16 protein-coding genes are annotated in these 14,958 nt (G+C 68.7%); 3 read left to right on the forward strand and 13 right to left on the reverse strand.

Features of this window, described 5'->3' with window-relative positions; genetic code table 11:
* Nucleotides 1-398: limonene-1,2-epoxide hydrolase family protein (locus QZV94_RS15505; protein ID WP_293678808.1), on the forward strand; the 398-nt coding region annotated here is incomplete at its 5' end.
* Nucleotides 399-431: 33 nt separating this feature from the next.
* On the opposite strand, the gene QZV94_RS15510 is transcribed toward QZV94_RS15505, so the two are convergent.
* The 9 genes from QZV94_RS15510 to eno all read right to left on the reverse strand — a co-directional run bounded on the left by QZV94_RS15510 (nucleotide 432) and on the right by eno (nucleotide 9,463).
* Nucleotides 432-1,415 (reverse strand): MDR family oxidoreductase, encoded by a 984-nt coding sequence (locus tag QZV94_RS15510; protein WP_293678809.1) that lies wholly within the window; start codon nucleotides 1,413-1,415, stop codon nucleotides 432-434.
* 281 nt (nucleotides 1,416-1,696) lie between these two features.
* Complete coding sequence (gene lpdA, locus QZV94_RS15515; protein WP_293678810.1) at nucleotides 1,697-3,103, reverse strand: dihydrolipoyl dehydrogenase; 1,407 nt, start codon at nucleotides 3,101-3,103, stop codon at nucleotides 1,697-1,699.
* A complete protein-coding gene (locus tag QZV94_RS15520; protein WP_293678811.1) occupies nucleotides 3,103-3,579 on the reverse strand; it encodes a glutathione peroxidase in 477 nt (158 codons plus the stop codon). Before QZV94_RS15520 ends, lpdA begins: the two co-directional genes overlap by 1 nt.
* Before the next feature lie 23 nt (nucleotides 3,580-3,602).
* Nucleotides 3,603-4,907 carry a pyruvate dehydrogenase complex dihydrolipoamide acetyltransferase gene (locus QZV94_RS15525; protein WP_293678812.1) on the reverse strand — a complete coding sequence of 435 codons (1,305 nt, stop codon included), beginning with the start codon at nucleotides 4,905-4,907 and terminating at the stop codon, nucleotides 3,603-3,605.
* Complete coding sequence (locus QZV94_RS15530; protein ID WP_293678813.1) at nucleotides 4,904-5,308, reverse strand: GFA family protein; 405 nt, start codon at nucleotides 5,306-5,308, stop codon at nucleotides 4,904-4,906. The genes QZV94_RS15525 and QZV94_RS15530 overlap by 4 nt, the downstream gene beginning before the upstream one ends.
* Nucleotides 5,305-6,705 (reverse strand): pyruvate dehydrogenase complex E1 component subunit beta, encoded by a 1,401-nt coding sequence (locus QZV94_RS15535; RefSeq protein ID WP_293678814.1) that lies wholly within the window; start codon nucleotides 6,703-6,705, stop codon nucleotides 5,305-5,307. Before QZV94_RS15535 ends, QZV94_RS15530 begins: the two co-directional genes overlap by 4 nt.
* Nucleotides 6,706-6,720: 15 nt before the next feature.
* Nucleotides 6,721-7,764 (reverse strand): pyruvate dehydrogenase (acetyl-transferring) E1 component subunit alpha, encoded by a 1,044-nt coding sequence (gene pdhA / locus QZV94_RS15540; protein WP_293678815.1) that lies wholly within the window; start codon nucleotides 7,762-7,764, stop codon nucleotides 6,721-6,723.
* Nucleotides 7,765-7,817: 53 nt separating this feature from the next.
* A complete protein-coding gene (locus QZV94_RS15545) occupies nucleotides 7,818-8,114 on the reverse strand; it encodes a septum formation initiator family protein (RefSeq protein ID WP_293678823.1) in 297 nt (98 codons plus the stop codon).
* Nucleotides 8,115-8,182: 68 nt separating this feature from the next.
* On the reverse strand, nucleotides 8,183-9,463 hold the full coding sequence (gene eno / locus QZV94_RS15550) for a phosphopyruvate hydratase (RefSeq protein WP_293678816.1): 1,281 nt from the start codon (nucleotides 9,461-9,463) through the stop codon (nucleotides 8,183-8,185).
* A gap of 149 nt (nucleotides 9,464-9,612) precedes the next feature.
* Here eno and QZV94_RS15555 point away from each other — a divergent pair, with 149 nt between their 5' ends.
* Entirely contained in the window at nucleotides 9,613-10,485 is an 873-nt protein-coding gene (locus QZV94_RS15555) for a serine hydrolase (RefSeq protein ID WP_293678817.1), read from the forward strand.
* A 50-nt stretch (nucleotides 10,486-10,535) separates the two neighbouring features.
* Nucleotides 10,536-11,309 (forward strand): enoyl-CoA hydratase, encoded by a 774-nt coding sequence (locus tag QZV94_RS15560; RefSeq protein ID WP_293678818.1) that lies wholly within the window; start codon nucleotides 10,536-10,538, stop codon nucleotides 11,307-11,309.
* A 3-nt stretch (nucleotides 11,310-11,312) separates the two neighbouring features.
* Here QZV94_RS15560 and QZV94_RS15565 read toward each other — a convergent pair whose 3' ends face one another.
* From QZV94_RS15565 to QZV94_RS15580, 4 genes are all read right to left on the reverse strand, one after another.
* Nucleotides 11,313-12,731, reverse strand: coding sequence for an alkaline phosphatase PhoX (locus QZV94_RS15565; protein WP_293678819.1), 1,419 nt, complete (start codon nucleotides 12,729-12,731; stop codon nucleotides 11,313-11,315).
* Nucleotides 12,732-12,842: 111 nt separating this feature from the next.
* A complete protein-coding gene (gene rpmF / locus QZV94_RS15570; protein ID WP_293678820.1) occupies nucleotides 12,843-13,025 on the reverse strand; it encodes a 50S ribosomal protein L32 in 183 nt (60 codons plus the stop codon).
* A 90-nt stretch (nucleotides 13,026-13,115) separates the two neighbouring features.
* On the reverse strand, nucleotides 13,116-13,454 hold the full coding sequence (locus QZV94_RS15575) for an MmcQ/YjbR family DNA-binding protein (RefSeq protein WP_293678821.1): 339 nt from the start codon (nucleotides 13,452-13,454) through the stop codon (nucleotides 13,116-13,118).
* Between the two features lie 19 nt (nucleotides 13,455-13,473).
* A partial coding sequence (locus tag QZV94_RS15580; RefSeq protein WP_293678822.1) for a CTP synthase occupies nucleotides 13,474-14,958 on the reverse strand: 1,485 nt, incomplete at its 5' end.

A 14,958-nucleotide genomic window follows, 5' to 3' on the forward strand; every position in this document is an offset into this window, starting at 1 on the left:
GGCCCAGGAGCGAGCAGGAAACCACCATCGCCCTGTGCCGACGCCTGTCCGAGCGGTGGCCGTGGCTGAGCCTGGACGACTTCCGCGAGCTTCTGGCGCCGGATTGCGACTATCGCAACGTCCCCATCGCTGGCGACAGGCACATCGGCCCCGACGACGCACACGCCATGCTCAGCCGCATGCAGGCGGCCTGGGACATCCGGCTCGAGGTGCTGGGCATCACGGCGGGCGGCGACAAGGTGCTGACCGAGCGCATGGAGTATTTCCACCACAAGGCCGGGGAACGCGAGGATTGCGAACTGCCGGTGATGGGCGCGTTCGAACTGAAGAACGGCAAGATCACTGCCTGGCGCGACTACTTCGAATTGACCCACGCCAAGGCCCTGATGGGCGGGTGACGCGAAAGACCGCGTCACCTCACCTGGTTCAGTTTACGCCTTCACGTTGACCAGAGTGCGCCCGCGGATGCGGCCGGCGAGGATGGCCGCAGCCGCGTCGGGGACCGCCGCCAGCCCGATCTCGGTGACGGTCGAGGCAAGCTTGCCGACGTCGAGGTCGCTGGCCAGGCGCCGCCAGGCCTCCAGCCGCGCCGCCTGGGGCGCGTTGACGCTGTCGATACCCGCCAAGGTGATGTTGCGCAGGATGAAGGGCGCGACCGAGGCCGGCAGGTCGATGCCCTGCGCCAGGCCGCAGGCGGCGACGGCGCCGCGATAGCGGGTCTGGGCCAGGACATTGGCCAGGGTGTGGCTGCCGACCGAATCGACGGCGCCGGCCCAGCGCTCCTTCTGGATCATGCCGCCAGGCGCGGAGAGTTCCGCGCGGTCGATGATCTCGGAGGCGCCCAGGGCCTTCAGGTAGGCTTCTTCTTCGCGACGGCCGGTGGAGGCGACCACCCGATGGCCCAGGCCTGACAAGAGGGCGATGGCGATGGACCCGACCCCGCCATTGGCTCCCGTCACCAGCACGTCGCCCTGACCCGGCGCGACGCCCGCGTGCTCCAGCGCCAGGATCGCGAGCATAGCCGTGTAGCCGGCGGTGCCGATGGCCATGGCGTCGCGCGTGCTGGAGGCCGCTGGAACCGGGACCACCCAGTCGCCGGGGACGCGGGCGAGTTCGGCATAGCCGCCGTCGTGGGTCTGGCTGAGCCCCCAGCCGTTCACCAGCACCTTGTCGCCAACCGCATACCGGGCGTCCGAGGAGTCTGTGACCGTGCCGGCAAGGTCGATGCCCGGCGTGAGCGGGAAGGTCTGGATGATGCGCTGCCCAGCCAGCGCCAGGCCGTCCTTGTAGTTCACCGTGGACCACTCGACGGCGATCGTCACGTCGCCCGCCATGAGGTCGTTGGGCTCAAGGTGCGTCAGCGCGACGCTCACGCCCTGATCCGTCTTGCTCGCTCGCAGCGCCCTGAAGCTCATCTGTATCCGCCTGGCCGTTTGTTGTGTGGGCGGACCATCGTCGAGGAGGCGCGCCGCTGCAAGGGCGGGGGCGGCGCGGTGGCTGACTCGAAGAGATCTCAATGACCGTCATCGCCCGGCTAGTCCGGGCGACCCATGATCGCCCGCGTCGCCGAGGGCCGCAGCGGCGCCGTCGCATGCCGTGCATGGGCGCGGAGATCATGGGTGGCCCGGACAAGCCGGGCCATGACGTACCTGAAAAGGCGAAACCGGCGGCGGACGGGCCCCGCCCCTCGCCGTCTCTAGATGTGCAGCACCTTGCCGTAGGCGTCCAAAGTCGCCTCGTGCATCGCCTCGCTCATGGTCGGGTGCGGGAAGACCACGTTGTGCAGGTCCTCTTCCGTGGCCTCCAGGGTCATGGCGATGGCGAAGCCCTGGACCATCTCGGTCACCTCGTGGCCGATCAGGTGAGCGCCGATGAGGGCGCCGGTCTTTCCGTCGAAGACCACCTTGATGAAGCCCTCGGTGTCGGAGGCGGCGATGGCCTTGCCGTTCACCCGGAACGGGAAGCGGCCGACCTTGGGCTCCAGCCCCTGCTCCTTGGCCTGGGCCTCGGTGACGCCCACGGAGGCGACCTGGGGGTTGGTGTAGGTACAGCCTGGGATCGGCGCGGTGAGGTTCGCGGGCTTCAGGCCGGCGATGTGCTCGATACAGTGCACCCCCTCGTGGCTGGCCTTGTGGGCGAGCCACGGCGGGCCGGCGATGTCGCCGATGGCGTAGAGGCCGGGCACGCCCGTGCCACCGTGGCTGTCGGTGACCACGTGGGTGCGGTCGATCTTCACCCCCAGGGCCTCCAGACCCATGTCCTCGACGTTGCCGACGATGCCGACGGCGACGATGCAGACGTCGGCTTCCAGGGTCTCGGCCTTGCCGCCGATCTCGATGTCGAGCGCCACGCCCTTGGCGGTCTTGGCGAGCTTCTTGACCGCGGCGGGGACCTTGAACTTGATGCCGCGCTTCTCGAAGGCCTTGTGGGCGGCCTTGGAAACCTCCTCGTCCTCCACGGGCAGGATGCGGGGCAGCATCTCGATCACCGTAACATCCACGCCCAACGCCCGGTAGAAACTGGCGAATTCCATCCCGATGGCGCCGGAACCGATGACCACCATGGTCTTCGGCACGTTCTCCGGGACCAGGGCCTCGCGGTAGGTCCAGATGCGTTCGCCGTCCGGCTCCAGGCCGATGGGCGGGATAGTGCGGGCCCGTGCGCCGGTGGCCAGGATCACGTGCTTGGCGGTGAGCTTGCGCGAGCCGACCACGACGGTCGGGGCTCCCCCCTTGCTTGAATCTGGGCCCTTCTCCAGCTTGGCGGAGCCCTCGACCACCTCGATCTTGTGCTTCTTCATCAGGAAGGTGATGCCGCCCGAGAGCTGCGCGGCCACCTTGCGCGAGCGCTGGATCACGGCCGTGAAGTCGAAGGCGCGCTTCTCGACGCTGAGGCCGTAGTCCTTCAGATGGTCGAGCGTCTCGTAGATCTCGCCGGACTTCAGCAGCGCCTTGGTGGGTATGCAGCCCCAGTTCAGGCAGATGCCGCCCAGCTCGGCCCGCTCCACGATGGCGGTCTTGAACCCCAGCTGCGAGGCCCGGATCGCGGTCACATAGCCGCCCGGCCCGGAGCCGATGACGATGACGTCGAAGGCGTCGGCCATCAGAGTAACCTCTCGATCGCGCCTTCCAGCGCCTTGGGTTCAGTGGTGGGAGCGAAGCGGCCCTTCACCTCCCCGTTTCGGTCGACGAGGAACTTGGTGAAGTTCCACTTGATGCCTTCGCTGCCCAGCACGCCCTTCTTGGCGCGCTTCAGGTAGCGGTAGAGCTGGTGCGCCCTGGGGCCATTGACGTCGATCTTCCGCATCATCGGGAAGTCGACGTCGTAGGTCAGCGAGCAGAAGGACTTGATCTCGGCCTCGTCGCCCGGCTCCTGCGCCCCGAACTGGTTGCAGGGGAAGCCCAGCACCACCAGGCCGCGGTCGCGGTACTTGCGGTAGAGCTCTTCCAGCCCCGCGTACTGGCCCGTAAAGCCGCACTGGCTGGCGGTATTGACGATCAGCACCACCTTGCCGCGGTAGTCCTTCAGCGGCGCCGGCGCCCCGTCGATGGTCTCGGCGGTGAAGTCGTAGATGCTCATGGCCCCCGTCCCGTCCGTGGCCCCTAGACGATCATCCGCAGCGGTTCTTCCAGGAGTTCCTTGAAGGCCGCCAGCCAGCGCGCGCCGACCGCGCCGTCCACGACCCGGTGATCGCAGGTGAGCGTGACGGACATGACGTTGGCGATGACGATCTCGTCGCCCTTCACCACCGGCCGCTTCTCGCCGGCGCCTACCGACAGGATGCAGCCCTGCGGCTCGTTGATGATCGAGGCGAAGGTCTTGATGCCGAACATGCCGAGGTTGGAGACGCTGAACGTACCGCCCTGGAACTCGTCGGGCTTCAGCTTCTTGTCGCGGGCACGGGCGGCCAGGTCCTTGGCCTCCTTGGCGATCTGCGCCAGACCCTTGGTCTCGGCCTTGCGGATGATCGGCGTGATCAGCCCGCCCGGGATCGCCACGGCCATGGCGATGTCAGCGTGGTGGTGCATGGCGATGCCTTCGGGCGAATAGGAGGCGTTGGCCTCCGGCACCTTCTGCAGCGCCACGGCGCAGGCCTTCATGACGAAGTCGTTGACCGAGATCTTCACGCCCTCCTTTTCCAGGAGGCCGTTGATCCGTGCGCGGGCGGCCAGGAGGGCGTCGATCTCGATGTCGAGGCTGAGCGGGAAGTGCGGCACGTCGCGGAAGCTGTCGGTCATCCGCCGCGCCACGGTCTTGCGCATGCCGTCCAGCGGGACGAGGTCGTAGCTGCCGGGCGCGATGCCCATCTGCTCGAGGCTCTGGGCCTGGCGGGCGGCAGGCGCCGCCGCGGGCGCCGAGGCCTTTGCGCCGGCGGCGGGCGCGGCGGCCGGGGCCGCCTTGGCCTGTCCGGGCTGGGCCGCGTCGATGTCGGCCTTGATGATGCGGCCGTGCGGGCCGGAGCCACTCACCGACGCCAGGTCGACGCCCTTCCGCTCGGCCAGTCGGCGAGCCAGCGGCGAGGCGAAGATGCGGTTCCCGTCCCGCTTCGGCGCGGGCGCCGAGGCTGCGGCCGGCGCGGGCGCAGGGGCCGGCGCAGCGGCGGCGGGCGCTTCAGCCTTGGCGGGCGCGGCCTCGCTCTTCGCGGCCGGCGCGGGCGCGGGCGCGGAGTCGCCGCCGCTGAGGCGCGCGATCGCCGCGTTGACCTTCACGCCCTCGGTGCCTTCGTCGACCAGCAGGGCCTCGATGGTCCCCTCGTCGACGGCCTCGACCTCCATGGTCGCCTTGTCGGTCTCGATCTCGGCGATGATGTCGCCCGAGGAGACCGTGTCGCCGACCTTCACGTGCCACTTGGCGAGGGTCCCCTCCTCCATCGTGGGCGAGAGGGCGGGCATGAGGATGTCCGTCATGCGTGTTCCTTGGAGAGATGGGCCAGGCCGTGGGCGTTGGCTTCCCAGTTGCGGCCGTCAAAGTCTTCGATCTCGATGGTCAAGCCCTCGACATCGTCGAGGCAGCGGGCGTTGACGCTCCAGCCGTCGGGGTTGGAGCGCGGCCGGTAGAAGCTCTTCACCCCGCACTCGGCGCAGAACAGGTGCTTCGCGACGCCCGTGTTGAAGGTGTACTCGCTGAGCCGCTCGGCCCCCTTGGTGATGCGGAAACGGCTCTCCGGCACGATGATGTGCACGAAGCCGGTCTTGCCGCACATGGAGCAGTTGCAGTTCTGCGCCTGGACGTGCGCCGGCAACGCCGCCTCGAAGCGGACCCCGCCGCAGTGGCATCCGCCCGCGCGCCAGGCGAAGGGCGAGGTCACCGGTAGGTCACCGCCTTCGCCGCCGCCACGATCCGCTCGACCGAGGGCATGGACAGCAGTTCCAGGTTGGCCGCGTAGGGCAGCGGCACGTCCTCCTGGTGGACCCGGGCCGGCGGGGCGTCGAGGTAGTCGAAGGCCAGCTCCACCGCCTTGGCCGAGATCTCGGCGCCGACGCCCATGGGGCCCCAGCCTTCCTCGACGGTGACCACGCGGTTGGTCTTCTTGATGCTCTCGATGACCGTGCCGATGTCCATGGGCCGGAGTGTCCGCAGGTCGACGACCTCGGCCTCGATACCCTCCTCGGCCAGCTTCTCGGCCGCCTGCAGGCAGAAGCCCACCATGCGGGAATAGGCCACCAGAGTGACGTCGCTGCCGACCCGACGGATCTTGGCCTTGCCGATCGGCACCACCCAGTCGACGCCTTCCGGCACGTCGAACTCCTGGCCGTAGAGCATCTCGTGCTCCAGGAAGACCACGGGGTTCGGGTCGCGGATGGCGGCCTTCATCAAGCCCTTGGCGTCGGCGCTGTCGTAGGGGGCAAGAACCTTCAGGCCCGGGACGTGAGCGTACCAGGCGCCGTAGTCCTGGCTGTGCTGGGCGCCCACCCGGGCGGCCGCGCCGTTGGGGCCGCGGAACACGATCGAGCACTTGATCTGGCCGCCGGACATATACAGCGTCTTCGCGGCCGAATTGATGATGTGGTCGATGGCCTGCATGGCGAAGTTGAAGGTCATGAACTCGACGATCGGCTTCAGGCCGGCCATGGCCGCGCCCACGCCGATACCGGCGAAACCGTGCTCGGTGATCGGGGTGTCGATCACCCGCTTGGGGCCGAACTCGTCCAGGAGCCCGCGGGAGACCTTGTAGGCGCCTTGGTACTGGGCGACCTCCTCGCCCATCAGGAACACGTCCGGGTCGCGGCGCATCTCCTCGGCCATGCCGTCGCGAAGCGCGTCGCGGACGGTGACCTTCACCAGGTTCACGCCCTCCGGGAGGTCGGGGTCCTTCAGGCTCGACGCCGGGGCCGCCGCGGCCGGCGCCGACGTGCGGGCCGGGTCGCCCTTGGCTTCCGCGCGACTGGCCGGCTGAGGGTTCGGATCGGCCGAAACCTCCGGGACCGGCTGCGCCGGAGCGTCGGCCGGCTTGCTGGCGGGCGCGCCGTCGCCCTTCAGGCGGGCGATGATGGCGTTGACCTTCACCTCCTCTGTGCCCTCGGCGACCAGCAGCTCGGCGATCTCGCCCTCGTCGACGGCTTCCACCTCCATGGTGGCCTTGTCGGTCTCGATCTCGGCGATCACGTCACCGGAGGAGATCTTGTCCCCCACCTTCACGTGCCACTTGGCGAGGGTGCCCTCCTCCATCGTCGGAGAGAGCGCCGGCATAAGGATGTCGGTCACGGCTCAGGCCCCCGCTCAAGCTTCGGTGTAGACGTCGGTGTAGAGCTCGGACGGATCCGGCTCGGGCGAGGTGCGGGCGAACTCCGCGGCCTCGGCGACGATGCGCTTCACCTCGGCGTCGATCGCCTTCAGCGCGGCCTCGTCGGCCCAGCCGTTCTTCTCGAGCAGATCCTCGCAGTGATCGATCGGGTCGCGGGTCTTGCGGACCTCGTCGACCTCCTCGCGCGTGCGGTACTTGGCCGGGTCGCTCATGGAGTGGCCGCGGTAGCGGTAGGTCTTGAGTTCGAGGATGTAGGGGCCCTTGCCGGCCCGGCAGTGCTCGCAGGCCCGCTCGGCCGCGGCCTTCACGGCCAGCACGTCCATCCCGTCGACTTCCTCGCCGGGGATGTTGAACGAGATACCGCGCTTGTAGAGCTTGGTCTCCGAGGACGAGCGGTCGATGGCGGTGCCCATCGCGTACTCGTTGTTCTCGATGCAGTAGATGACCGGCAGCTTCCAGACCTGGGCCATGTTGAAGCTCTCGTAGACCTGGCCCTGGTTCGCCGCCCCGTCGCCGTAGTAGGCGAACGCGACCTTGCCATCGCCCCGGTAGGCGTTGGCCAGCGCCAGGCCGGTGCCCAGCGAGACCTGCGCGCCGACGATCCCGTGGCCGCCGTAGAACGCCGCCTCCGTCGAGAACATGTGCATCGACCCGCCCTTGCCGCGCGACGAGCCGCCCGAGCGCCCGGTCAGTTCGGCCATGACCTCCTTGGGGTCCATGCCGCAGACCAGCATGTGGCCGTGGTCGCGGTAGCCGGTGATCATCTGGTCGCCGGGGCGCTTGGCCGCCTGGCAACCCACGGCGATGGCTTCCTGGCCGATGTAGAGGTGGCAGAAGCCGCCGATCAGCCCCATGCCGTAGAGCTGGCCCGCCCGCTCCTCGAAGCGGCGGATCAGCAGCATCTCGCGGTAATATTCGAGCAGTTCTTCTTTGGTGGCTGACGGGGCTGCCGTCTTGGGGGCCGCCTCCGAGCCGTTGGCTTTCCGCCGACCGGACGTGCCAGTCTGACCGCGCGCCATGCGTCGCTCCCGTGATCGTTTATGCCGCCCCCCGAAGGACCGGCGAACCGATCCTAGGGCTTCAGTCGAATGACATAGTCCCTTGGGTCTGCGAAGCCTAGCAGGGAGCGCGCCCTTTCCTCCAGCAGATCGGCGGAAAGACTTTCATCGCGCAGGAGTTGGGCCCGGGTTTCCAAGTCGTGCCTCTGGACGCTCAGGGCGGCCAGCTCCTGGGCCTTGGCCGTCAGCGCGGCGCTGCGCTGATTCTGCCGCAGCAGGCCGCCTTCGCCCGTGAAGCCCTGCACGCTGAAATAAACGATCAGCAACAGCACGAAGGCGGTCGACAGAAACGGACGCAGACGAGCGAGCACGGCGATTCCCATGAGCGGTTCCGCCCTTTTCGGGCCCAAATCGTTAACGCGCGGCTAACCCTGATTTCTCAGAGGTTCTTGATGCCGCCGGCGCCGGCGTAGACCGCCTGGTCGCCCAGCTCTTCCTCGATGCGGAGGAGCTGGTTGTACTTGGCCGTGCGGTCGGAGCGGGAGAGCGAGCCGGTCTTGATCTGTCCGCAGTTGGTGGCCACCGCCAGGTCGGCGATCGTGGAATCCTCGGTCTCGCCGGATCGATGGCTCATCACCGCGGTGTAGGCGTTGCGATGCGCCAGGTTCACCGCGTCCAGGGTCTCCGACAGGGTGCCGATCTGGTTGACCTTCACCAAGATGGAGTTGCCCAGGCCCTTCTCGATGCCCATGCCCAGCCGCTCGGGGTTGGTGACGAAGAGGTCGTCGCCCACCAGCTGGATCTTGGCCCCCAGCTTGTCGGTCAGCAGCTTCCAGCCCTCGAAGTCGTCCTCTGCGCAGCCGTCCTCGATGCTGACGATCGGAAACTTGGCCACCAGCCCCGCCAGGTAGTCGACCATGCCGCCGGGATCGAGGGCCGTCCCCTCCCCTTCCATGACGTACTTGCCGCCCTTGAAGAACTCGGTGGAGGCTACGTCCAGGCCGAGGTGGAAGTCGTCGCCGGCCTTGTAGCCCGCCGCCTGGCCCGCCTTCATGATGAAGGCCAAGGCTTCCTCGGAGCTCTTGAGGTTCGGTGCGAACCCGCCCTCGTCGCCGACGTTGGTGCCATGGCCGGCGTCGCTCAGCGCCTTCTTCAGCGCGTGGAAGATCTCAGCCCCCATCCGCAGGCCTTCGGCGAAGCTCGCGGCCTTGGTGGGCAGGATCATGAACTCCTGCACGTCGATCGGATTGTCGGCGTGCGCGCCGCCGTTGATGATGTTCATCATCGGGGTCGGCAGCACCCGCGCCGAGACCCCGCCCACGTACTTGTAGAGCGGCAGCGCCGCCGAGCCGGCCGCGGCCTTGGCGTTGGCCAGGCTGACCCCCAGGATGGCGTTGGCGCCCAGGCGGGACTTGTTCTTCGTGCCGTCCAGGTCGATCAGCATGCGGTCGACACGGCGCTGGTCCTCGGCGTCCGTGCCCGACAGCGCGTCGTAGATCTCGCCGTTCACGGCTTCGACGGCCGCCAGCACGCCCTTGCCGCCGTAGCGGCCCTTGTCGCCGTCGCGCTTCTCGTTCGCCTCGTGGGCGCCCGTGGAGGCGCCCGACGGCACCGCCGCGCGGCCCATCGACCCGTCGTCGAGGATCACGTCCACTTCGACCGTCGGGTTGCCCCGGCTATCGAGAATCTCGCGCGCGACGATGTCGACGATCTCGGTCATGGCTCTCCCCTGAAGTGGCGGGGAGCCTTAGCCCAAGCCGCCCGCGCGGGGCAACGTCAGGCGACGCGGAACTTCGCAGTGGAGCGTTCCTTCTCTCCAAGTCGGCGAGACGGCTTGACCGCGACGCGAACTCACCCCGTGCTGGGGGCGTGATCCAGGCCCACATCCTGTTGAGCGACGGCGCCGTCACCGCTGAAGGCGGCGATTTCCTCACCGTGCCTTGGTGGAGCTTCAGCAAGACGGTCATCGCCGCCACCGCCCTGCGCCTCGTCGACCAGGGCCGCCTGTCGTTGGACGAGCCGCACGACGGCGCCACGCTGCGCCAACTGCTGCGCCACGAGGCGGGCCTGCGCGACTACGGAACGGTCGAGGCCTACCGTCAGGCCGTGGCCGCGGACGAGCCGCCCTGGCCGCGCCGGGAGTTGCTGGACCGCGCGCGGGCCGACGACCTGTTGTTCCCGCCGGGCGAGGGCTGGGCCTACTCCAACATCGGCTACCTGAAGGCGCGCGAGCGGATCGAGGCGGCGGCGGGCGACCTGAAGACGGCCGCCAGCGAACTGGTCCTGGACGCGACCGGGGTGATCGGAGCCTGGTTCGCCGAAGAGCCCAACGACCTCTCCGGGGTCGAGATGGGTGATGCGCAGACCTACGATCCGGGCTGGGTCTATCACGGCCTGTTCGTCGGCCCGCTGATCGGCGCGGCCCACCTGCTCGACGCGCTGCTCGGCGAAGGCTCGCCGCTGTCGCCCGCGTCGCGGGCGGAAATGCTTCGACCCCAGGCCCTGCCGCAGTTCGTGCGGCCGCCCTGGTCCGACGCCGCCTACGGCCTCGGCCTCATGCTGCCAGCGGCGCCGGACGGCTGGACCGCGGCCGGTCACACCGGCGGCGGTCCGGGGAGTTCGATCGCGGTCTACCGGCGCATGGACGGCGTTTCCCGGGCTGCCGCGGTCTTCGAGACCTCCGACGAGGAAGGCCCTGTGGAGACGTTGGCCTGCCGGCTCCTGGCGACAGGCGCCGCTTGACGGACGGCGCTGGGGCGCTCCATGCGTCGCGGCGAACAAGGAACCTCCCGATGCTGCTGGTCGAAAAGCCCCTGGACGGCGTGGCCGTCGTCACCCTGAACCGACCGGAGGCGATGAATGCGCTGAGCCGCGACCTGCGCGCGGCGCTCAGCCAGGCGTTCGTCGAATTGGAGGCCGACGCGACCGTCAGGGTCATCGTGCTGACGGGCGCAGGCGAACGGGCGTTCACGGCAGGCCTCGATCTGAAGGAACTGTCCACCGACCCGCTGGGAATGGGCGCGGCCAACGCCACCGATCCCGCCGAGAATCCCGCCCGCGCGGTGCTGGCCTGCTCCAAGCCGATCATCGGCGCGATCAACGGGGTGGCCATCACCGGCGGCTTCGAGGTGGCGCTTGCCTGCGACGTGCTGATCTGTTCCTCCAACGCCCGGTTCGCCGACACTCATGCCCGCGTCGGCATCACGCCGGGCTGGGGGCTCTCCCAGAAGCTGTCGCGCGCGATCGGATCCTATCGGGCGAAGGAACTGTCGCTCACGGGCAACTTCCTGGACGCCGCCAAGGCCTACGAATGGGGGCTGGTGAACCGCGTGGTGGCTCCGGAGGAGCTGATGCCCGCCGCCCTGCAACTCGCCGCCCAGATGGCCGACATCGAGGCCGACATGCTGGTCACCTACAAGGCGATGATCGACGACGGCTATGACCTGTCCATGGGCGAGGGCCTGCGCCTGGAGCACGAGCGCTCGGTGGTCCACAACGCCGCCGTCACCCCGGAGATGGTGTCGGCCCGCCGCGCGGCGGTGCAGGCGCGAGGGCGCAACCAGTAAGGCTCAGCCGCGGAACCGATCCCAGGGCCCGGTTATGGCAAGCGTGAAGCCGGGCCAGTAGCTGTTGACGAAGAGCGTCGTGCCGTCCGGCGAGAAGCAGGCGCCGGCAAGCTCCGTCGCCGGGACCCCTTCTGCGACCACCAGGCGCCCCATGGCGTAGACCTTGCCCTCCGGGGTCACCCCGCGCAGGTAATTGGCGCCGTCGGCGAGGGTCTTGTCCTCGCAGATCACGAGGTGGCCGTTGGGAGCGATCACCAGGTTGTCGCACATCTTCATCACGCGGGGATCGGTCGGCTGCAGGAAGAGCTGCAGGCGGCCGGGCTCGGTGGCCTCACGCGGATCGCCCTCGAACCGGCTCGGCCGGTAGCGCAGGACCTGGCCCAATCGGCCCGGCCCGCCGCTGGTGCAGGTGAAGTAGAGTTCGCCGTCCCCGAAGACGATGCCCTCGCCGCGCGCGAACCAGGCGGCGCCCTTGGCATGGCCGCGGTGGCGGAGGTCGGCGCCGGGGTTCTCCACCCCGTCCAGGTCGATCCAGGTGGTCTCGCGCCACTGGTCCGCGGCCCAGTCGGTCCCGGTCCAGTTGCGGCTGTCGCCCCCGTCCCTGAAGCCCAGCGCCTGCAGCCGCCCGCCCTTCACCAGCGCGCGGCGATCGTCCGGCAGATACCGGTAGAACAGGCAGCGGCCATCGACCTCGTCTTCCGTGAGGTAGGCGATGCCGGTGCGCGGGTCTATGGCGACGGCCTCATGCTTGAACCGGCCCATCCCGGTGATCGGCGTGGGCGCCGCCAGGCCGCGGTGGCCACTGGGCGTCTCGAACACCCAGCCGTGCAGCTTGCCGACGTCATGACCGTCCGCATGGGGGCCAGGACCCCGCAGGACCTCCTCGCAGGAGAGCCATGAGCCCCACGGCGTGATCCCGCCGGCGCAGTTCGTGCTGGTCCCGGCGAGGCTGAGGTATGACGACTCCAATCGTTTCCGGCCGACGTCGTAGATCAGGGTGGTGGTCCCGCCAGGCAGGAACCGGCCGTCCTGGTTCCTGTCGTAGACCCGGGTCGCGTCGACCTTCCCGGCGAGCGCGTGGCCTTCGCCGAAGGCGCTGAACTCGATATCGCGCGGGCTGAGTTCGTGGTTGCGCACCAAGGCGACCCGCTCGCCGTCCAGCGCGAAGCAGCCCATGCCGTCCATCTTGCGCGGAGTCACGAGCCCGTCGTCCATCGGGTCGCCGGCGCGGGAGACGACGGTGTAGGCGAAGCCATCAGGCAGGTCGAAGAGCCGGGCCGGATCGGGCTTCAGGGGGCCGTAGCCGGCGACCTCGTTGAGGTATCCGTCCGGCGACAGGTCCCCGGCCTGGGCCAGGCGGGACAGGCCTACGAGCGCGACGCCCGTGGCGGCGGACAGCAGGCGACGACGGGAGAGTAACATCGGCGGAGCTTATTCCGCGCCCGTGTGGCAGGGCCATGACAACCTGCCAGAAAGCAAAACGCCGGCCTCGCGGCCGGCGTCTGCGTATCGTACGTGCGTCACCGCTCGCGGCTAGTCTTCCTTGGGCGTCAGAACCTGGCGGCCCTTGTACATGCCGGTCTTGAGGTCGACGTGGTGCGGCCGCTTCAGCTCACCGGTTTCCTTATCCTCGTGAAAGGCGTTCGGCTTCAGCGCGTGGTGCGAGCGTCGCATGTTCCGCCGCGAGGGCGAGGTTTTGCGTTTGGGAACAGCCATCGGAGGATCTCTGCGGCGTGAAAATGATTGCGGCGGCCGGATGGGGCCGCCGACGTGAGCGGCGGCTTATGCATGAAACCCCGCGCGCGATCAAGCCGCCTGACTGCCGGACTTCAACAGCCGTTTGGGCGCCACAGTCGCCCAGGCCAACCGGATGAGTCCCGGCAGGCGGGCGGGATCCAGCCTCTCGTAGTACAGGTAGGTCCAGCCCTTCAGGCCCCACCGGTCCTCAGGGCGCTGCAGCGCGTCGCCGTCCAGCAGGTTGTGCTGATCCTCGGGGCTGAACTTCAGAACCGCACGCGAGACGTCAGCGTGCAGCGTGCAGAAGATCTTCTTGTTCACCCGGAAGTCCTGCACATCGAAGTGCGACGCTTCGTAGGCCTCGGGCTGGGCCAGGGCGGCGGCGCGGACATCGTCGTGGGTGAGCACCTTCCCTCCCCCCAAGGCCCTACACCAGTCGGCTGCGGTCCCGCGCCGCGCCGATGAAGCTGGCGAACAGCGGATGCGGGTCGAAGGGGCGGCTCTTCAGTTCGGGGTGGAACTGCACGCCCACGAACCAGGGGTGGTCGCTGCGCTCGCAGAGCTCGGGCAGCACCCCGTCGGGCGACAGGCCGGTGAACTTCAGCCCTGTCCGCTCGATCGCCTCCCGGTACTCGATGTTGACCTCGTAGCGGTGCCGGTGGCGTTCGGAGATGGCGGACGTGCCGTAGATTTCCGCCACGCGGCTGCCGGGCTTCAGGACGGCGTCGTAGCTGCCGACCCGCATGGTGCCGCCGAGTTCGCCGCCCGCAACGCGGCGCTCCCTGTCGTTGCCCCGGACCCACTCGGTCATCAGGCCGACGATCGGCTCCGAGGTCGGGCCGAATTCGGTCGAGGAGGCCTGGTGGATGCCGGCCAGGTTCCGCGCCGCCTCGATCATCGCCATCTGCATGCCGAAGCAGATCCCGAAGTACGGGATGCCATGCTCGCGCGCGAAGCCGACGGAGCGGATCATGCCCTCCGAGCCGCGTTCGCCGAACGCGCCAGGCACCAGCACGCCGTGGACGTTGGTAAGGCGTTCGCTGATCAGCGCCTCCTCCTTCTCGAACACCTCGCCCTCGATCCAGTCCAGCTTCACCCTGACGTTGTTGGCCACGCCGCCGTGGATCAGGGCCTCGATCAGGGATTTGTAGGCGTCGGTCAGGGCCGTGTACTTGCCGACGATAGCGATGTTCACCTCGCCGTCCGGATGGCTCAGGCGGTGGGAGATATCCTCCCAGCGCGAGAGGTTGGGCGGCGGCGCCTGGTCGGTCAGGCCGAACACGTCCAGCACCTCGGCGTCGAGGCCCTGGGCGTGGTAGTCCAACGGCACCGCGTAGATGTTGTCCGAGTCCATCGCCTGGATCACGGCGCTCGGACGCACGTTGCAGAACTGGCCGATTTTCCTGCGCTCGCCCTCGGGGATCGGCATCTCGCAGCGGCAGAGCAGGATGTCCGGCTGGATGCCGATGGACCGCAGCTCCTTCACCGAGTGCTGGGTCGGCTTGGTCTTCATCTCTCCGGCGGTCTTGATGTAGGGCAAGAGCGTCAGGTGCATGAAGCAGGCGTGGCCCCGGGGCAGCTCCTGGCCCAGCTGGCGGATCGCCTCGAAGAACGGCAGGCCCTCGATGTCGCCGACGGTGCCGCCCACCTCCACCAGCACGAAGTCGACGCCCGGCCCCGGATCGGAGAGCACGAAGTCCTTTATCTCGCCGGTGACGTGCGGGATCACCTGGACGGTGGCGCCGAGGTAGTCGCCGCGCCGCTCCTTCTCGATGATGGTCTTGTAGATCTGCCCCGTAGTGATGTTGTCGGCCCGCGTGGCGTTGACGCCGGTGAAGCGCTCGTAGTGGCCGAGGTCGAGGTCGGTCTCGGCGCCGTCGTCGGTGACGAACACCTCGCCGTGCTGGAACGG

Origin of the sequence: uncultured Phenylobacterium sp., assembly GCF_902826855.1 — a bacterium.
Taxonomy (GTDB): domain Bacteria; phylum Pseudomonadota; class Alphaproteobacteria; order Caulobacterales; family Caulobacteraceae; genus Phenylobacterium.